Origin of the sequence: Shewanella japonica, from assembly GCF_002075795.1 — a bacterium.
Taxonomy (GTDB): domain Bacteria; phylum Pseudomonadota; class Gammaproteobacteria; order Enterobacterales; family Shewanellaceae; genus Shewanella; species Shewanella japonica.
In genome coordinates this window covers 2,566,164-2,586,162 of the sequence record NZ_CP020472.1, presented here as the reverse complement: position 1 = coordinate 2,586,162, position 19,999 = coordinate 2,566,164, and the positions used below count along the sequence as shown (strand labels likewise).

The following is a 19,999-nucleotide window of genomic DNA, read 5'->3' as shown; positions in this document are numbered from 1 at the left end:
TCGATCTACGTTGTGAAGTTAGGAGTTAATTATATATGTCAAACGTTCGATATATCAGTAATCTTACAAGGGATACATACGCCATCATATTAGCAGGAGGAAGGGGCTCTCGTTTACATGAGTTGACTGACTGGCGTGCGAAACCGGCGTTATATTTTGGCGGTAAATTTCGCATCATCGATTTCCCTTTATCAAATTGTATAAATTCAGGTATACGCAGAGTTGGGGTTGTGACTCAATATAAGTCACATTCACTGATCCGCCATGTCAGTCGGGGCTGGGGCCATTTTAAAAAGGAATTAGGTGAGTCAGTTGAAATACTACCTGCATCACAACAAACCTCAGGTAATTGGTATGAAGGTACAGCCGATGCGGTATTCCAAAATATCGATATTATTAGACATGAATTACCCAAATACATCATGATTTTATCTGGAGATCATGTCTATCGCATGGATTATGCTGGGCTGTTAGCTGCACATGCAGAGTCAGGCGCAGATATGACAGTATGTTGCCTTGAAACACCGATACCTGAAGCCGCGGGTTCGTTTGGCGTCATGGAAGTGGATCAAGATAAACGTGTAATAGGTTTTGAAGAAAAGCCTGAAGTGCCTAAGTCTATTCCCGGTAATGAAGAATTTTGTTTAGCGTCAATGGGTAACTATGTGTTTAACACTAAATTCCTATTCGATCAGTTACGCAAAGATGCTGACAATGATCAATCTGATAGAGACTTTGGTAAAGACATTATTCCTTCAATTATTAAAGATGCGAATGTATTTGCATTTCCTTTTACGAGTGCAGTACCTGACGAGCCGGCTTATTGGCGTGATGTTGGTACCTTAGACTCTTTCTTTCAAGCAAATATGGAATTGCTGTCACCGACGCCAGCGCTCAATTTATATGATGCAAAATGGCCAATTTGGACATATCAAGAACAGTTGCCACCCGCTAAGTTCGTGTTTGATGACGATGACCGAAGAGGGATGGCGGTAGATTCTATCGTTTCTGGTGGATGTATCATTTCGGGTGCGAAGGTTAAACGTAGCGTGCTTTTTGATGAAGTACGCGTATGTTCATACTCGTTTGTGAAAGACTCTGTGCTATTGCCAGATGTTGTCGTGTTGAAAAATTGCAAAATTCAAAATGCGATTATCGATCGTGGCTGCATCATTCCTGAGGGGATGGAGATTGGCTATAACAAACAACAAGATATAGACCGCGGCTTTCGAGTATCTGAAAAAGGCATCACTTTAGTTACTCGCAATATGCTTGGACTGCCGGTTGGATATGAGTAATCACTAAAGTTTACTGCTATTGAAGCCACAGAACTTGTGGCTTCAATGTTGAGTGAGTTTGTTAAATAGAAAAACTACGAGCAAGGAGATGTTTTGAAAAAAGTGCTGATGATTGCTGCTGAAAATGATGCCATAAAGGGAGCCAAAGTTGGCGGGATGGCAGATGTCATTCGTGATCTTCCTTTGGCTTTGGCGGGTGTTGATATTAACGTTGATGTGGGCATGCCTAATTATGGCTTTATTGCAAAACAGCAGCAGGCAACACTCGTTGGCGAGGTCGTTGTTAAGTTTGGTGCTAATAGCGAGAAAGTGGTTTTATGGCAGGTGTCACTACCGATTAAGGCAGCCAATTCAACCAAAATAAATAATCAGGTTTTTTTGTTTGATCACCCGCTATTTAATGGGCCTAACAATCAAGTTTACTGTAACGGCAGTAGTGAAAGGCCGTTTGCTGAAGATGCCAGTAAGTTTGCCTTGTTTAATCTTGCAGTTGCCCAAGCGTATGTTGATGGTTTGCTTGGCCGTGTTGATTATTTACACATGCATGACTGGCATACTGGCTTTTTAGTGATGTTAAGAGCGTTCGCAACAGAATATAAAACGTTAAAGGATATTCGTTGTGTTTTTTCAATTCACAATTTAGCGATACAAGGGATACGACCTATTCGAGATGACGTTTCATCCTTTTGTGCTTGGTATCCTGATTTAGCAAGACAATTAACCCACGAACAGAAGCTGCAAATTACCGACCCTCGTTATCCTGAGTGCATTAATCCAATGAGAATGGGTATAGAATTGAGCGATAAAGTACATTTAGTGTCGCCAAGCTATGCAACAGAAGTATTACTGCCATCCGATCATCAAAATGGATTTTTTGGTGGAGAAGGCTTGGAGCAATCACTTCAAGATAAACATCAACGTGGCGATGTTGTAGGTATTCTAAATGGCTGTGTTTATGACGATTCATCAGTTGAACTTGACTCACAACCTGCATTTATTCAGATCGAAGCGTCAGCGCAACGCGCGTTAATTCGTTGGATGGGACAAAGTCAGTGGGTAAAAAGCGTGGATCAAATTGCACTATCGCGATTGCAATTGCTGTCGATGAAAAACTCATATGACCATCGCGCTATTACGACTAGCTCTGATGCTGTAACGGTTGATTTTGTTATGACCTCTGTTGGCCGTCTAACCGACCAAAAGGTATTACTCTTAAGGCAGCCACATCATGAGTATGGTTCGACGCTAGAAGCAATCTTGATTCAACTAAATATTCATAAACCAAATGGTATATTTGTATTACTAGGCAGTGGAGATGAAAAAATAGCGCAAGAGTTTCAAGTCATTGCGGCTAAATATGACAATTTTGTCTTTTTAAACGGCTATGATGATGCATTATCACAAGTCTTATATAAGCAAGGGGACTTATTTATCATGCCTAGTAGCTTTGAGCCATGCGGTATAAGTCAATTACTTGCGATGAAATCAGCTCAAGTTTGCATAGCCCACAGTGTAGGTGGTTTAAAAGACACCATAATCCATAAAAAAAATGGTTGGTTATTTGAGGGGCAAGGATTAGCTGAGCAATCACAGCAATTGATTGAAGTAGTGGTCAGTGCATTATCACTACATACTAATGATTTATTACAATACAAAAAAATGCGACAGTCGGCGGCGGATGTGCGTTTTGATTGGCATAGTGTAGCGCAACAATACAAAGATAAATTGTATCAATAGACTGTTATTAATAGCCAGGTATCAATAGTCGGTATCAAGACCCTTCAATTAATCGCTTTGTATCAAAATGCTGATATTAAAAGGCAGTTATTAATAGTCTTAGCGTAAAACTTAAGGTATGGAAATTGACGCATTATTGATGGTTAATTTCCATAACGTTTGATGATTTAGCTTTGTCTAAGGTTAGATTATTTAACGTTGGATTGATTAACGTTAGTAAGTATTGGCAAAATTTTACTGACTTTATCAAATGATTCTTGATATTCAGCATCAACATTCGAGTCAGCAACGATTCCGCCGCCAGCCCAGCAATAAAGCTTATTATCTTCAGTGACAAGGGTACGAATGGTGATACTTGTATCCATACGACCATCCTGACTGATATAGCCAATACTGCCACAATAAATGTTGCGTCTTGAAGGCTCTAATTCTTCGATAATTTCCATTGAACGGATTTTGGGCGCGCCAGTGATTGAACCACCAGGAAAAGCCGCTTTAAGTAAATCTACTGCATCATATTGGCTGTCGAGTGTCGCTTCTACTGTACTGACTAAATGATGTACTGCAGGAAAACTCTCAATCTCAAATAATTTCGGTACATTCACGGAACCCGCTGTAGCCACTTTGCTGATGTCATTTCTAAGTAAATCAACAATCATGACGTTTTCAGCTAAGTCTTTTTCTGATTGACGTAACTGCTCTGCAAACAGTGAATCTTGATCTGATGTGGCGCCGCGAGGCATGGTGCCTTTAATTGGTTTGGTGGATATTTTATTGTCGTGAAGCTGGATAAATCGTTCAGGTGAAATAGATAAAATGCAGTGATTTTTTAACCGTATAAAGGCTGAAAAGGGGGCTTTGTTAGCATCTGAAAGCGCGCAATATGCCTGCCATTCATCACCTTTATAACTTGCACTAAATCTTTGGGTTAAATTAATTTGATAGCAATCACCTTGATGAAGATATTGCTGAACCTTATTAAATCTTTCTGTATATTGCTGTTTTGTAGTTTGATTTATCCAAGAAGAAGTTAATGTGAACTCTTGTGTTTCGTGAGTACTATCTTTTATTGATATTAAGTTATCAATTTTATTCAATTCAATATTGAGTGCTTCTTCACCTAAATAATGGACAGCTAACCATTGATGTTGCTGATGACAATAAAGTAAGGCAAAGTCATAAAAACCAAGGTTTACATCGTTAAGCTGAATATCTTTCAGTGCTTGTTGAGGTAGCTTTTCGATTATTCTACCTAAATCATAATTAAAGCTGCCAACCACGCCACCGCTAAAAGGTAGCTGGCTTGATTGTTTTACTGGGTAAAGATAGGTTTGTAATTGTTGAATAACATCAAAAACAGTTAATGAAACTCGTGTTTTGCTCTTTGGGGCAAAATCCTGATTTTTTGTGATTTTTTGATGAAATTTCCATTGAATATTGTCAGCTATGCTTTCTATAGTTGCCACTGGATTGAATACGATAATATCGTAATTGGCATCTTGATGACTGGTATGGGATGAGTCTAATAACATTGCCCATGGTTGCTGCGCAATGGCACTAAAGACAGTATGACTATCTTGAGCCCAATCGAGTGATTTGACAGCTAATGATGGGGAGTTAATTAAACGCATTACTAAACCTATTTAAAAAGTGATGTAGCCCAAAAAGGTTGGAAAGAGTATCATATTGTCCTTGCAAGGATTAATAGCTAAATGAATACAATTTAGAGTATTCAAATAAAAATAAAACAAGTTATGCCGCATCGGCTGCTGGAGCGCCCCTATATGTCTACACATTCTGCTAGTGTTGTAATTAAGCAAGCTGACTTTATCGAAAGCATTGCAGATTCATTACAGTATATTTCTTATTATCATCCAAAAGACTTTGTTGATGCGATGGCTAAAGCCTATGATCGCGAAGAAAGTGCAGCGGCGAAAGACGCGATTGCACAAATTCTTATCAACTCTCGTATGTCTGCTGAAGGCAAGCGTCCTTTATGTCAAGACACGGGTATTGTGACGACGTTTGTTAAAATCGGCATGGGTGTACAGTGGGATAAATCGGATATGACCGTGCAGCAAATGGTCGATGAGGGTGTACGTCAAGCATACACCAATCCAGATAACCCGTTACGTGCGTCTATTGTTGCCGATCCTGCTGGTACTCGAAAAAACACCCGTGATAACACGCCTTCGGTCGTTCATATCGACATGGTACCTGGTAATCATGTTGAAGTGATGATCGCAGCGAAAGGCGGTGGGTCAGAAAATAAATCTAAGATGGTGATGTTAAACCCATCAGATGATATTGCTGCTTGGGTTGAAAAAACCTTACCGACGATGGGGGCAGGTTGGTGTCCTCCAGGAATGTTAGGTATAGGTATTGGTGGTACTGCTGAAAAAGCCGCTGTATTAGCGAAAGAATCATTGATGGATCCAGTCGATATCCATGAATTAATGGAACGAGGCGCTGAAACAACTGAAGAAAAATTACGTTTAGATATTTTTGAGCGTGCCAATAATACGGGTATCGGTGCTCAAGGGCTCGGTGGTTTAACCACTGTGCTAGATATTAAAGTTAAATCAGTACCAACACATGCTGCATCTAAACCGGTTGTGATGATCCCGAACTGTGCTGCAACACGACATGTCCACTTTCACTTAGATGGAACAGGTCCAGCTGATTTATCTCCACCTTCATTGTCTGACTGGCCTGAAATTACCCGTGAAGCAGGTGAAAACACGCACAGAGTTGATTTAGACAATGTCACTCAAGCTGAAATTGAAACTTGGAAGAGTGGCGATACCTTATTACTTAACGGAAAAATGTTAACGGGCCGTGATGCTGCGCATAAGCGAATTCAAACCCTTATCGAATCAGGTGAAGGCTTACCTGAAGGGGTCGACTTTACTGGTAAGTTTATTTACTACGTAGGCCCAGTTGACCCTGTTGGCAATGAAGTGGTTGGCCCAGCAGGCCCTACAACTGCAACACGAATGGATAAGTTCACTGACCTAATGCTTGAAAAGACTGGGCTAATGGGCATGATTGGTAAGTCAGAACGTGGCCCACAAACCGTTGAGTCAATTAAGAAACATAAAGCGGTTTACTTAATGGCTGTGGGTGGCGCTGCATACTTAGTCTCTAAAGCAATCAAAAAGTCTCGTGTTGTTGCATTTGAAGATTTAGGTATGGAAGCCATTTACGAGTTCGATGTTAAAGATATGCCAGTTACTGTGGCGGTGGATACTCAAGGCGTGAATGCTCACGAAACGGGTCCTGCAATCTGGAAAGTGAACATTGCTAACGCAAAAAGCTAATTAACGCTTGCGATGCTAGATAATCCGGTCCATTTGTGGTTTATATTTAGCCAAATTGGATAAAAATTAACGCTCAGAAATAGAATGCTTCATTTTTTTGAACTGCTCTATTGCCTGAGCGTTTTTGTTTGGGTACTGTGCTAATCAGCTTTTTAAACATAGCGGTTGCAGAACAACAACGAGAATCTAACAGGCCATCGCTAGACGGCGTCAACGTATAAAGTTGAACCGAATTATATCGGCAATGCTATTGCTATAAACAACAAAAAATAACAAGAGAACATCATCTAATGAGAAAATCATCGCTTTTACTTGCGCTAACTGCCGCAGGTTTTGCGTTAACTGCACAAGCTGCAGAAACAAGCAAAACGCCATTTAATGTTCAACAGCTGGTTAATTTAAATAAGCTTCATTCTGCTGCTGTGTCAAATGACGGTAGTAAATTGGTTTATGCGGTCAAACAAATTGATGAACAGGGTGAAAGCCGTTCTGATTTGTATTTATTGGACTTAACAAATAAAGACGCTAAACCAAAACAAATTACTTCACACAGTGGCACCGAACATGATGTTAATTTCAGTGTTGATGATAAATCAATTTACTTCTTAGCGGCTCGTAATGGTACCAGTCAGCTTTTTAATCTGCCGTTAACTGGCGGTGAAGCAATGCAAGTCACCGATTTACCACTTGATGTCAATGGCTACAAGCTTTCAAACGATGGCAAACAAGTTGTCATGAATATGCGTGTTTTCCCAGACTGTAAAGATTTAACTTGCACAGTCGATCGCATTGAAGCTGAAGAAAATAAGAAAACAACTGGGCGTGAATATAAGCAATTAATGGTTCGCCATTGGGATACTTGGGAAGATCATGCCCGTAGCCATTTATTTGTAGGCCAGCTAAATGGTAAGCCTGTAACTGAAGTTGTTGACGTCACATTTGGTTTAGATACTGAAACGCCGCCAAAGCCATTTTCAGGAATGGAAGAAGTCACTTTTACCGCAGATGGTAAACACATCGTTTATAGCGCTAAAGCGCCAAGCAAAGATCAGGCTTGGACAACAAATTATGATTTATGGAAAGTGCCAGTAACTGGTGGTGATGCAGAAAACCTTACTGAGAAAAACTTAGCATGGGATGCACAACCGACTTATTCAAAAGATGGTCGTCAATTAGCCTATTTAGCGATGAGCAAACCAGGTTTTGAAGCCGATCGCTACCGTATTATGCTACGTGACACTGTAACAGGGGCAGAAAAAGAAGTTGCACCGTTATGGGATCGCAGCCCACATTCACTGACTTTTAGTGATGATGGACGCACATTGTATGTGACAGCTCAAGACGTTGGTCAAGTCAGTATCTTCGAGGTCAACACACAGTTTGGTGATGTTCGACCAATCTATAATGATGGCAGCAACAGCTTAGTTGCTGTGACTGATTCAAGCATTATTTTCAGTAACAAGTCATTGGTTGAACCTGGTGATTTATACAAAATTAGTTTAGAAGGCGAAAATTTAACACGCCTAACGAATGTCAACGAAGATAAGTTAGCCAAAATTCAATTTGGTGAATTCCAACAGTTTAACTTTAAAGGCTGGAACAACGAGACTGTACATGGTTACTGGATTAAACCTGCTAACTACGAGTCTGGTAAAAAGTACCCAGTTGCATATTTAGTTCACGGTGGCCCGCAAGGTTCATTTGGCAACTCATTTAGTGGTCGCTGGAATGCACAACTATGGGCTGGTGCTGGCTATGGTGTGGTGATGGTAGATTTCCATGGTTCAACAGGTTATGGCCAAGCCTTTACTGATTCAATATCTAAAGATTGGGGCGGTAAACCTTTAGAAGATTTACAAAAAGGCTTGGCTGCAGTAGGCCAGCAACAAAAGTGGTTAGATACTGAAAACGCATGTGCCTTAGGTGGTTCATACGGTGGTTACATGATGAACTGGTTCCAAGGTAATTGGAGCGACGGTTTTAAGTGTTTAGTTAACCACGCTGGTTTGTTTGACATGCGCTCTATGTATCACGTCACAGAAGAACTATGGTTCCCTGAGTACGAGTTTGGCGGTACGTATACAGAAAACAAAGACTTATACGAGAAATTTAACCCAGTTAATTACGTTGAAAACTGGAAAACGCCGATGCTAGTTATTCATGGCGAAAAGGATTTCCGTGTTCCATATGGTCAAGGCTTAGCGGCATTTACCTATATGCAGCGTAACGGTATCCCATCAGAGTTATTAATGTTCCCAGACGAAAATCACTGGATCCTTAATCAAGATAATCTACAGCAGTGGTACAAAAATGTTTTAGGCTGGATGGATCGCTGGACTGAAAATAAATAAAACTGTCATTACAGTTAACCAATAAAAAAGAGATGCTAATGGCATCTCTTTTTTTGTGTCACTTTAGCTAGTTTATGTTGATGATATTAAAAAATCACTACGAATAAAGTGGCGGTAACTCTGTGTCAAAGCGCAAGCTTTATAGTAATGACCTAGTCTTTATCAGCAAGTTTGAGTTCTGTTGGAGGACATTTATGGCCTGTTTTTGTTATCCACAAAAAATAAGCTAATCTTCTTCTTGAGCAGGTAAATTTTCGCTGCCCATTTTTTTGACTAATTCGGTTACGTTTACCCATTGAAAACCTTAACTTAGCTTTTTTATGCTGTTTATTATTATAAAAGTTATCGAAATAACTCAGCGTAATTGAAATTCAGAACTATGGATATTATAACAAATATTATTCTTTTAAGGCTTAGAATTATTCATAATAACTGAATTTTGAAACTTAATTTCAATAATGTGTTTTTATGATTCAAAACGAGCCAACGCCAGTGGTCAATGTGACGGCGACGATGTCGTTACTAAAGAGTATTAAGCAAGTGTAAAATTACTATTAACTAAGTCAAACTTTTAAGAAAACACGATTGAAAAAGAAACAAAAAACAGTAAAGTTGCGCGACTATTTTTTCAGCCACAAAACTAACGATATTTGAGGGTATAAATGTGGATTTAATGCTTTATGTTAAGTTCTTTTTAGGCTTGGTAGCGATTATCAACCCTGTGGGCTTATTGCCTGTATTTGTCAGCTTAACAAGTCATCAAACAGAAGAAGAACGTAATCATACTGGTAAAGTTGCTAATTTTGCTGTGGTAGTGATATTGCTTGTTACTATTTTCATTGGTCAGCATATATTAAATATGTTTAGCATCTCTTTATCAGCATTTAGAATTGCAGGTGGTAGTTTGATTGCCATTATTGCGATGTCAATGTTGCAAGGTAAATTGAGTCCAGTTAAACGTAACCAAGAAGAAGATCGTGAAGCATCAGGTATGGAATCAGTAGCTGTTGTTCCGTTAGCGTTACCTTTAATGGCAGGTCCTGGTGCCATTAGTTCGGTCATTGTTTTTGCTTCTGATCATAATAAACTGATCGATTTAATCGGTATGTCGATTACTGTTGTCGTTTTTGGTTTAATGAGTTTCGCCTTATTCAGAATGGCGCCAATCATCTTCAAAATTCTGGGCACAACAGGCATTAATGTTATCACTCGTCTAATGGGTCTATTAATGCTATCCATTGGTATTGAAGTTGTCGCTGCAGGATTAAAGGGGTTGTTCCCGACATTAATGGCTTAATATCCGTAGTGTTAGTGAATTTTATCGACTTTTTGAACAGCAAATGCGCAATAGGAACACAAGAGGGGATTTTCCCTTGACCCTCCTAGCGCATTTGCGTAAAGTACCGTCCGTTCACAGGATATTGAAATCATTATTCACTTTGTTTCATTGACAGTGGCGGTGCTTTTAGCACAATAAATTGAAAAGGTGACGTGTCCGAGTGGCTGAAGGAGCACGCCTGGAAAGTGTGTAAAGGGCAACCTTTCGAGAGTTCGAATCTCTCCGTCACCGCCAATTTATCTTCTGATATTTCTTCTTTTTCTCCAGTTTGCCTTTCCAACTGACATCATTTTGTTCGTATTTTTACCTGTACTATTCTTATATATTTTATGCTTTGGCGTGAAATGATAACTATTAATACCCCTAATATTTAATAATTCTTCGACTAGATTAACTCTGATTATTGATTCAATTTTTAGGAAGAGTATGAAACCGAATAGATTGTCTGAGCAGTGGAATGCGGGTGAAGTATTAATGTTGTTTTACGGCAATGCCACCATCATGGCTTCATTAATGTTATGTGTCGCTTCATTTATGACTGCAACTCATTTAGCGCCAGATCATGACAGCTTGGGTACATGCCAATTAGAAGTCTCTTACGGAACACAGGGAGCAGGGTTAAAGTTTCCTTATAAACTTCAAGAAGATTGTTTATAAAATGATAAGCAGACATAAACCTCAGGGTGTAATGCTTACATCTCTAACTGCAAGCATTACATTGGTGTTGTCGTTAATCTATATGAGTGGGCTGTTTTCTGGTAATACAAATCGAATCGCATTTGGTTTCACTTCAAATCGCACTTTTTCACTGCGGTAAGGCTCACCATCTAAGTTGAGCGGTAAGCTTAATGGGAAATCAATTTCTAGCCACTGAGTTTGAAAGTGAAAGCAAAACTCGCCTTTAGCCGTTTCAGATTGTATTTCTTCTAACACCTGAGGCAGTTCTAATGGTGTAAATCCTTTAAGCAAAGTGACGTCCATTAAACCATCATTTATTTTTGCATTAGGTGCGAGAATCTGTCCGCCACCAGCTTGGCGCCCATTACACATGGCTCCGACAACGATATTACCAGTAAACTTACCTTCATCAGTCGTTATGCTACCTTCGTAGGGTTTAAAACCGATGGCTTTTGCTAAGCCTGTAAGGGTATAAGCACCGCCGCCTAAAAAGTCTTTTAATTCGACTGGTGTTTCTGCAGTAACTTGCGCACCGAAGCCAGCGGCAGCGATATTAATAAAGTGTCGATCGTTTGCAGCAATCAAATCAATATCTATCGCCTTATTATGAATAGCAAAGGTTAGGGCATCTGTAATGCTGGGTGGTATATTACAGGCGGTAGCAAAATCATTTGCCGTACCCAAAGGCAACACAGCTACCTCAGGTAACGAGACATTGTCTTTTAAATGCATTAATGCTGTGACAGCTTCATTGAGTGAGCCATCACCACCTCCAATAATGACTCGATCAACACCTGATTCGATTGATTCTTTAATTAACCTTTCCATGTCAGGCCCTTCCCAAGTGACCTTAACATCTAATTTTATTCCACTTTCTCTTAGTGCATAAACCGCAGTTCTAATTTCTGGTATACCGGCTTTTTTTCCATTAAGTATTAAACTGAAATATTTGGCTGTCATGGATATTTCCTGATTGATGTCAGTAAAGCGAATGTGCTCGTCCCGATTGTTGATAAGGCAGCTTTGTGATTCTTTATTCACAAAAAGATGTCACAAAAGATGTCAAATACGTTTATTGTGCTGCAAAGTCATAACGTTCATGATTTACTTATGCCATAAAAATAATAACAACTAAACGTAAATCCGCTTTTATATTAAAAATTAACCTTTTAAAACAATAAAAATATCGTTTTGATGAATAAAAAGGACTTATTAAGATGCAAAAATCAGCGCTTACCTTAGCAATTTCACTGGGCCTAGCCAGTTTAGTCGGTTGTAATTCAATGACTAATGACACCAAAACAGCCCAAAATGTTCAACAATCTGAGTTACAGCAGTCTGCAGTATCATTTCAGCAGTACTCTGATGAGTTTATCAACGCATTATGGCAATGGTCCCCAACTTGGGCGTTATACAGTGGGAAACACGTTAATGATGGCTATCTAGAAGTGCCAAATGATCAGGCTCGCGCTAAAACTTTAGCATTTGTAGCCAAGCAACAAGCTAAGTTAACTGCTTTTGATAAAACCGCTTTAACCACGAGTGAATTAATTGATTATGAGCTTATTTCGAACCTTCTGGCGAGTATTAAATGGCAACAGGAAAGGTTTAAAGCATGGCAATGGAATCCTTCGCAATACAATGTGGCAGGCGGGTTCGCTCAAATCATTAATGAAGATTTTGCCCCTTTAGATGAAAGACTGCAGTCTGTTATTGCGCGCCTTGAAAATGTGCCTGCATATTACTTAGCTGCGCAAGCGAATATTGAGAATCCGACGATAGAACATACTCAACTTGCCATCATGCAAAATAAAGGCGCGTTTTCAGTATTATCAGATGACTTAGCGAATAAAGTGGCTGAATCTGGTTTATCTTCAACTGAAAAAGCACTGTTCAATACACGTTTTGAATTAGCTAAAACAGCGATCAATCAACATATTGATTGGTTAACAGCACTAGAAGCTAAACTTGAAAAAGAAGGTGCACGTAGCTTTAGAATTGGTGAAGAGCTTTACGAAGAAAAGTTTGCATTAGATATTCAAGCTGGTATGTCAGGGAAAGCATTGTTTGAAAAAGCGACAGCTGACAAACTTCGTGTTCAAAGTGAGATGGCTAAAATAACACATGATATTTGGTCTAAATATATCGATACACCTATCCCTAAAGATGACAATGTCGCGATAAAACAGTTAATTGATGTGTTATCAGTTAAGCATGTAAAACGAGATGATTTTGTCGATGAAGTCAGAGCTCAAATTCCGGAGCTAGTGAAGTTTGTTAATGAAAAACAATTGATGACTTTAGATCCTTCAAAGCCGTTAGTTGTTAGAGAAACACCGGAATATATGCGTGGTTTTGCTGGAGCCTCAATCAGTGCCCCCGGTCCATACGAAAAATCTGCTAATACTTACTATAATGTCACACCTCTTGATGGTATGAGCGATGAATCTGCAGAAAGTTATTTACGTGAATACAATCATTGGATTCTACAAGTATTAAATATCCATGAAGCGATTCCAGGACATTATACTCAGCTTGTATATTCAAACGAATCGCCTAGCTTGATAAAAAGTTTATTTGGTAACGGTGCCATGGTTGAAGGATGGGCAGTGTACACCGAACGGATGATGCTGGAAGAAGGGTACGGTAATTTCGAACCTGAAATGTGGTTGATGTACTACAAGTGGAATTTACGTGTTATCGCAAATACCATTTTGGATTACAGCATTCAGGTCAATGGGATGACTGAAGAGCAAGCCATTGAGCTTATGACTAAGGAAGCGTTCCAGCAGCAAGCAGAAGCGGAAGGAAAGTGGCGCCGTGCAACATTAAGCCAAGTACAATTAACCAGTTATTACTCTGGATATCGTGAAATTTATGATTTACGTGAAGAGTTAAAACAAGCTCAAGGTGAAGAGTTTGATTTAAAATCATTCCATGAACAGTTTCTAAGTTACGGAAGTGCACCGGTTAAATACATTAAGCAACTAATGACTAGCCAATAGTTTGCATGACCTAATTTGTTTATCAGAACTTGCGATACCGTTCTCATAGTAGAGCGCAACAATTAAAAGCCGACAGCATGTGTCGGCTTTTTTATACGTATCTTAATATTTCCAAGGTTTAAACGATAAGGTGTAAATAATAAAGTGCAAACGCGATTTTTCTTTACATTTGAGTGCTAGGTTTAGCTTTAAATATGATAAGGCTTAATGCAGAACATATTGCAGCGCAAGCTGTCCAAAACAAAGTAATAGCAAACCAAACAATGCTAGGGGCTTCATTTAGCCCAAAAGATCCATAACTCAATTGTGTTGTATCGACGATTAACTGTACCCCGAATAACTGAGGTACATTTACCCAAACACCTAGAGACATGATAAGCAATGTGGGCTCAAGACCGATTAATAAAATCAGTGGTGTGATAATAGGCGGTAGGTTTAATACTACCGCTAATATCAATAAACGCTTTATAAACACGTTAAATGTCACTCTTCAAATCCTTTGAATATTATTTACTTATGCAGTTCATTTTATTGATTAAGTAAAAACAAATAAATCTATATATTGGCCATTAATTGATTAATTTGTGTTCATCGTTTTGTTTGTCAATTTACCCTCTGATTTAGCTTTCATTCTTAAGGCAATATTCACTAATGCGATTAAAACAGGCACTTCAATCAATGGGCCAATCACGCCTGCAAAAGCTTGATCTGAATGAATACCGAACACTGCGATTGAAACAGCGATGGCTAATTCGAAGTTGTTACCAGTGGCAGTAAATGCAATTGAAGCATTTTTATCGTAAGGAAGTCCCATTTTTTGGCCGATAAAAAAGCTTATGAAAAACATAAGTATAAAATAGATCCCTAATGGCAACGCAACTCTTAATACATCCATAGGCAATTCTAAAATCATGTCACCTTTTAAGCTGAACATTAAGACAATCGTTGCTAGTAAAGCGATTAAAGTCACAGGCGAAATTTTAGGAATAAAGACATCGTTATACCATTGCTCTCCTTTTTTTCCGACTAGGATTTTACGCGTTAAAAAACCAGCTAAAAATGGGATACCCAGATATATCAAAACACTTTGAGCAATGTCGGCCATTGAAATGTCGACAACAAAACCTTCGTATCCGAACACGGGTGGAAGTACAGTGATAAACAACCAAGCCATGAAGCTGTAGGTTAAAATTTGAAATACACTGTTAATGGCGACGAGTGCTGCACCAAGTTCTTTATTTCCACCGCCAATATCATTCCACACCAATACCATAGCGATACAACGAGCAATACCAATTAAGATAATGCCAACCATATAACCTGGGTAATCACTTAAAAAAGTCATGGCTAAAATGAACATGAGTATTGGACCTACAATCCAATTCATGATTAATGAAAGGGTAATCACTTGTTTATCTTTAGTGACTTTACCTAATAATTTGTAATCCACTTTTGCAAGAGGCGGATACATCATAAGAATAAGGCCAATTGCTAAGGGGATATTGGTACTACCGACATTCATTGATTGTGCAAGCTGTTCTACTTGTGGAAATAATGCGCCAATTGACACGCCAATTGCCATGGCTACAAAAATCCAAACCGTTAAATAACGTTCAAGAAAGCTCATTTTTTTACTGGCCATTTCTGAAATTGGTTCATTCATAGTAACTATCTCTTATATTGACTTTAATCGTATATCGTCGAATAGCGATAGTGTGGTGTATGTTGCTACATACTCCGTTATTCAACAATCAGTGTCTGGTTAAAATAAATCGTTAAACTGCTGCTGATAATCAGCCAGTGCAGTGCGGTTTATGCGGTAACAAATTTTAGGAGGCTTAGGTTCAGCGGTTATAAAACCGGCTTGTTTTAAAATACGTATATGTTCCGATACCGTAGATTGAGCAAGTCCAACTTCTGAAACAAGGTCACTACTTAAACAGCCACCAATTTCATCAAGATTAAACAATATCTTCAGAATTCGGATCCGAGCAGGGTGTGACATGGCTTTCGCTTGTGCTGCGAATGTTTTTTCGATGAGTAATTGCAGCTCATTGACTTCAAAAGCTGATACAGAACTTTGTTTACAATTTTGTACCATGGGCATTCCTTAAAGTAGTTGTTACACGGCTTAACTATAAACCTGTCTATATTTGTCTAGGTACTTAGCTTCTGCTAGCTCAATAGTTAATCGTCGATTAACGATATAGTATGCCTGATTGTTGCTTTCTGCAATAAATTTGGCGAACTGACCGTCTAAATTGTTAATAAATTAACTAAAAGCTAACTTAGGTCTCAAATTTACATAAATTCGGTAGTAATATCATATCCTCGGTGATAATCTAAATGGTAATTGTTATCGTTTAGATTAAGACCCTTATGAAAAAAATTCTCCTAATTGACCAACAACTCACACACAGTCTTCGCCTTTGTCAGCAAATGGAATCGATGGGCTACAGCATTGAAATCGTGGATAATGGTTTTAATGCACTAGTAGAATTAGAGCGTAATGAATTTGAGGTTATTCTATTAGACTATTCTGTACCTAAAATGGAATCATTTTGGTTACTGATGGCTAAGCATTGCCATACGCCGGTTATCGTATTGGCAAATGATAATAATGACTTAGAACGAATCCATGCATTTGAACTTGGTGCTGACGATTACATAGCATCACCGTTTAACGTGAAAGAATTATTATTGCGTGTAAACGTACTGCGCCGTCGAAGTGAAAAGGTTGTTCATCAATCAGACTTTGATGACATCTTATTCGATGATACAAACAATACTGTAATGCTCAATACACAGCATTTAAAACTGACTCAAACTGAGTATCGATTATTTAAATATTTGTTTCAGCGAAAAGGCGAGGTTGTCACTAAAGCTGAATTGCAAATGCGTGTTTTACACAAAGAGCTCGGTGAGTTTGATCGCAACCTAGATATGCATATCAGTAATACGCGGCGTAAGATGGCTAACAAATGTTTACCTCGTGAGCTGATTAATACTGTTCGTGGTAAAGGTTATTGCTTTAGTCCAATCCTTATATAGATTTGTGGTCTTTGGTCTTTGGTCTTTGCTCAACGATTTTGTCTATCTGAGTATTAGGTTTGTTTCTTTTACACATTTCAAATGATGCCGAATATTGTTATTCGGCATTTTTATGTCTTCAATAAACGTGACGTTCCCTGTTTGTGTAGGAGTTTACCTTTGTGATGACGCGAGGGGCTGCAATAGCGATAAATTGAGCAGATGATTATCAGTTAATCAGCAATAGATTTTATTGAGTGACAGCATTTGATAAGATGTGGCCATAAAAAATCGATAATTACCTTACATAAGGAAGTCCTATGCGTATTAGCGCGAATTTTGATGGCGGCAACATTGAGACTATCAATTTAGACAAACACGATGACATTCAACTTGCTATTCGACCAGATGAAGGTGGTGAGTTTTATCAATGGTTTAACTTCCGTATGGAAGGTGAAATCGGTCAAACTTACACATTGAACATTATGAATGCGGGCACTGCATCTTATCCAAAAGGTTGGGAAGATTATCAAGCGGTAGCCAGTTACGATCGTCAACATTGGTTCCGTCTGCCAACGAGTTATCAAGATGGAAAGCTTTCTATTCAAGTTGATTTAGATTGTGAAGCGATTCAAATTGCTTACTTTGCACCATACAGTTACGAGCGTCATCTAGATCTCATTAGCTCTGTACAATTACATCCAGCTGTTAGCCTCGAAAACTTGGGCTTAACGCTAGATGGCCGTGACATGAGCCTATTAAAAATTGGCGATAACGATCCAGCTAAAAAGAACATTTGGATTACGGCCAGACAGCATCCAGGCGAAACAATGGCAGAATGGTTAATAGAAGGACTATTAAACCAATTATTAGACAGTGATTGCCCAACGGCCAAGCTGTTACTTGATAAAGCTAATTTCTATATCGTGCCAAACATGAATCCAGATGGAAGCGTCAGAGGCCATTTACGTACGAATGCTGTTGGTACTAACTTAAACCGTGAGTGGGAGTCGCCTAGTTTAGAGCGAAGCCCTGAGGTTTATTATGTTACCAATAAGATGAAAGAGACGGGTGTCGATTTATTCTATGATGTTCACGGTGATGAAGGTTTACCTTACGTGTTTGTTGCTGGCTGTGAAGGTGCACCAAATTACACTCCACATATGGCCAAGTTACAAGAACAGTTCCTTGCAGCGTTAGGTATGGCAAGTGCTGATTTCCAAACTAAATATGGTTATGACAAAGATGAGCCAGGAAAAGCGAACTTAACCGTTGGTTCTAACTGGGTCGGTAACACCTTTAAGTGTCTTGCAAATACGTTAGAAATGCCATTTAAAGATAATGATAACTTACCTGATCCAGTTGTTGGTTGGTCTCCTGCGCGATGCGAATACCTAGGTGAAGCTTCGTTAGTGGCGATGCTTGCCGTAGTAGACAATTTAAGCGAGTAATCAATTATGGCGTTAATTGAATGTCCTTCGTGCCAAAAACGTATTTCTAGCAAAGCGAAAGAGTGTCAGCATTGCAAAGTGAAAGTCGATGGTGATAATCAATCTGCCCGTGTGATAAGTCATATACAACAATCTAATAAGTTAATGACACATAGCTTTGTGTTTTTAACGTTATTTATAGCAGGTGTTGTTATTTGGTTTTGGGGTGGTGAACCAGCAACCGGAATGACGTCGTATATTGCTGTGGGTTGTTTCGTGTTTGGCTTCGTAGGCTATACGATTACGCGAGCTAGAATTGTCTTACATAAACGGAAAAGTGTATGAACGATATCAACAAAGTGATTGATGAAATGCCAGATGAAGTTTATCAGCGTCTTCGCTCTGCTGCGGAAACAGGTAAATGGGAAGATGGCACGGCATTATCGCCAGAACAAAAAGAATCAACATTACAGGTAGTCATGTTATATCAAGCGCGTAAACTTGAACAAACTGATCACTTTACTATTGGTGCTGGTGGTAAGATAAATGAGTTGTCTAAATCTGAACTTAAAAAACAATTCCGTGGTGAATCAATCGCTGAATTCAAAGAATCAGATATTTAAAGGCAGTAATACATCGCTCAATATGTGAGTTTGATATTTTACATATAAATCTATCACATTTGATGAGAATATTTGATTAACAAAAAAGCCACTGTTTGCAGTGGCTTTTTTATTATCTATTGATTTGCTTTTGTAATTTGTCTTTACTCGGTTAATTCACCTAGCAGATTCTGCTTCATTGCAAATTTTACTTCTGCAGAGGTCAAATCTTTTGATAGCAAATAATGCAGTTTTGCTAATGCCGCTTCAATGGTCATATCTGCGCCGCTAATCACTCCGGCTTGAGCTAATGCATTGCCCGTTGCATAACCTCCCATGTTGACTTTACCTTGAAAACACTGAGTCAAGTTAACAATGACAATGCCACGTTCGTCGGCTTGTTTTAACGTATCTAATAAAGCGTTATCTTGTGGTGCATTTCCTACACCAAATGTCAGCAAAATAAGCGCTTTAACAGGTTGCATTAATATGTTGTTGAATATCTCAGTCGAAATACCAGGATAAAGGGTTATGACGCCAACAGGTTGGGGACTGATTTCAATAACATCTAAGGCTTGCGTTGTAGGTTCAGATATTTTGCCTGCACGTAAGTTAATTTTAATCCCAGCTTCTAGCAGTATTGGAAAATTCGGTGAAGCAAAAGCGTCAAAGCCATCAGCATGGGCTTTTGTAGAACGATTACCTCTAAACAGTTTGTTATTAAAGAATAAACATACTTCAGCGACAGGGTAGTTGGCTGCAATATAGAGCGAGTTTAATAAGTTTGTTTGGCCATCTGAACGTAGCTGAGCTAAAGGAATTTGAGAGCCTGTTACAATAACTGGTTTAGATAGCCCTTGTAGCATAAAAGAGAGAGCAGATGCCGTGTATGCCATGGTATCTGTGCCATGTAGAATGACAAAGCCATCATATTTATCATAATTAGCTTTAATGTCATTTGCGATCAACTGCCAATCAGTCGGTGCCATATTTGAAGAGTCTATTAATGGCGAATATTCGTTTATGACAAAGTCGGGCATTTCTTCATGATAAAACTCAGGCATAGATTTAACGCAATCTGTTAGAAATCCAGCAACAGGGGCGAATCCATTGTCGGTTTTTCGCATACCAATAGTACCGCCAGTATAAGCGACGTAAATTGAGCGTTTAATCATGCTTGTTGTCATGTTCGTGCATTTCTCAGGGTTG

17 protein-coding genes and 1 tRNA gene are annotated in these 19,999 nt (G+C 38.9%); 12 read left to right on the top strand and 6 right to left on the bottom strand.

Translation table 11 applies throughout. The features are described 5' to 3' along the window. Positions 1 to 35: 35 nt before the first annotated feature. Both glgC and SJ2017_RS10990 read left to right on the top strand, forming a co-directional pair. Positions 36 to 1,298 carry a glucose-1-phosphate adenylyltransferase gene (glgC, locus tag SJ2017_RS10995; RefSeq protein ID WP_055024604.1) on the top strand — a complete coding sequence of 421 codons (1,263 nt, stop codon included), beginning with the start codon at positions 36 to 38 and terminating at the stop codon, positions 1,296 to 1,298. A 108-nt stretch (positions 1,299 to 1,406) separates the two neighbouring features. Further along, positions 1,407 to 3,035, top strand: a complete 1,629-nt coding sequence (locus SJ2017_RS10990; RefSeq protein WP_080917464.1) for a glycogen synthase — start codon at positions 1,407 to 1,409, stop codon at positions 3,033 to 3,035. Positions 3,036 to 3,223: 188 nt separating this feature from the next. Here the strand turns inward: SJ2017_RS10990 and pabB are convergent, their stop codons facing one another. Beyond that, on the bottom strand, positions 3,224 to 4,666 hold the full coding sequence (pabB, locus tag SJ2017_RS10985) for an aminodeoxychorismate synthase component I (RefSeq protein WP_080915783.1): 1,443 nt from the start codon (positions 4,664 to 4,666) through the stop codon (positions 3,224 to 3,226). 153 nt (positions 4,667 to 4,819) lie between these two features. On the opposite strand from pabB, the gene SJ2017_RS10980 reads away from it, so the two are divergent. The 5 genes from SJ2017_RS10980 (at position 4,820) to SJ2017_RS10960 (ending at position 10,702) form a co-directional block, all read left to right on the top strand. Then, complete coding sequence (locus tag SJ2017_RS10980; protein ID WP_080915782.1) at positions 4,820 to 6,355, top strand: fumarate hydratase; 1,536 nt, start codon at positions 4,820 to 4,822, stop codon at positions 6,353 to 6,355. Positions 6,356 to 6,645: 290 nt separating this feature from the next. Next, a complete protein-coding gene (locus SJ2017_RS10975; RefSeq protein WP_055024601.1) occupies positions 6,646 to 8,706 on the top strand; it encodes a dipeptidyl-peptidase 5 in 2,061 nt (686 codons plus the stop codon). A 664-nt stretch (positions 8,707 to 9,370) separates the two neighbouring features. Further along, positions 9,371 to 10,003 (top strand): YchE family NAAT transporter, encoded by a 633-nt coding sequence (locus SJ2017_RS10970; RefSeq protein ID WP_055024600.1) that lies wholly within the window; start codon positions 9,371 to 9,373, stop codon positions 10,001 to 10,003. Positions 10,004 to 10,191: 188 nt separating this feature from the next. Next, a tRNA-Ser gene (locus tag SJ2017_RS10965) sits at positions 10,192 to 10,279 on the top strand. 192 nt (positions 10,280 to 10,471) lie between these two features. After that, positions 10,472 to 10,702 (top strand): hypothetical protein, encoded by a 231-nt coding sequence (locus SJ2017_RS10960; protein ID WP_055024599.1) that lies wholly within the window; start codon positions 10,472 to 10,474, stop codon positions 10,700 to 10,702. A 78-nt stretch (positions 10,703 to 10,780) separates the two neighbouring features. Here SJ2017_RS10960 and yegS read toward each other — a convergent pair whose 3' ends face one another. Beyond that, complete coding sequence (gene yegS / locus SJ2017_RS10955) at positions 10,781 to 11,683, bottom strand: lipid kinase YegS (protein WP_080915781.1); 903 nt, start codon at positions 11,681 to 11,683, stop codon at positions 10,781 to 10,783. Between the two features lie 257 nt (positions 11,684 to 11,940). On the opposite strand from yegS, the gene SJ2017_RS10950 reads away from it, so the two are divergent. Continuing rightward, positions 11,941 to 13,728 (top strand): DUF885 domain-containing protein, encoded by a 1,788-nt coding sequence (locus SJ2017_RS10950; protein ID WP_080915780.1) that lies wholly within the window; start codon positions 11,941 to 11,943, stop codon positions 13,726 to 13,728. Positions 13,729 to 13,891: 163 nt separating this feature from the next. On the opposite strand, the gene SJ2017_RS10945 is transcribed toward SJ2017_RS10950, so the two are convergent. From SJ2017_RS10945 to SJ2017_RS10935, 3 genes are all read right to left on the bottom strand, one after another. Beyond that, positions 13,892 to 14,215, bottom strand: a complete 324-nt coding sequence (locus SJ2017_RS10945) for a hypothetical protein (protein WP_080915779.1) — start codon at positions 14,213 to 14,215, stop codon at positions 13,892 to 13,894. 90 nt (positions 14,216 to 14,305) lie between these two features. Then, entirely contained in the window at positions 14,306 to 15,391 is a 1,086-nt protein-coding gene (arsB, locus tag SJ2017_RS10940; protein WP_080915778.1) for an ACR3 family arsenite efflux transporter, read from the bottom strand. A 99-nt stretch (positions 15,392 to 15,490) separates the two neighbouring features. After that, positions 15,491 to 15,829 (bottom strand): ArsR/SmtB family transcription factor, encoded by a 339-nt coding sequence (locus SJ2017_RS10935; RefSeq protein WP_080915777.1) that lies wholly within the window; start codon positions 15,827 to 15,829, stop codon positions 15,491 to 15,493. Positions 15,830 to 16,107: 278 nt separating this feature from the next. Between SJ2017_RS10935 and SJ2017_RS10930 the strand changes: the two genes are divergently transcribed. The 4 genes from SJ2017_RS10930 (at position 16,108) to SJ2017_RS10915 (ending at position 18,811) form a co-directional block, all read left to right on the top strand. Then, positions 16,108 to 16,779: a response regulator transcription factor gene (locus tag SJ2017_RS10930; protein ID WP_080915776.1), complete on the top strand. Its 672-nt coding sequence runs from the start codon at positions 16,108 to 16,110 to the stop codon at positions 16,777 to 16,779. Between the two features lie 299 nt (positions 16,780 to 17,078). Then, a complete protein-coding gene (locus tag SJ2017_RS10925) occupies positions 17,079 to 18,209 on the top strand; it encodes a M14 family metallopeptidase (RefSeq protein ID WP_055024592.1) in 1,131 nt (376 codons plus the stop codon). Positions 18,210 to 18,215: 6 nt separating this feature from the next. Continuing rightward, on the top strand, positions 18,216 to 18,533 hold the full coding sequence (locus SJ2017_RS10920) for a hypothetical protein (protein WP_055024591.1): 318 nt from the start codon (positions 18,216 to 18,218) through the stop codon (positions 18,531 to 18,533). Continuing rightward, positions 18,530 to 18,811 (top strand): YeaC family protein, encoded by a 282-nt coding sequence (locus SJ2017_RS10915; protein WP_055024590.1) that lies wholly within the window; start codon positions 18,530 to 18,532, stop codon positions 18,809 to 18,811. The genes SJ2017_RS10920 and SJ2017_RS10915 overlap by 4 nt, the downstream gene beginning before the upstream one ends. A gap of 143 nt (positions 18,812 to 18,954) precedes the next feature. Here SJ2017_RS10915 and ansA read toward each other — a convergent pair whose 3' ends face one another. Beyond that, positions 18,955 to 19,965 (bottom strand): asparaginase, encoded by a 1,011-nt coding sequence (ansA, locus tag SJ2017_RS10910; protein WP_080917463.1) that lies wholly within the window; start codon positions 19,963 to 19,965, stop codon positions 18,955 to 18,957. Positions 19,966 to 19,999 lie beyond the last annotated feature (34 nt).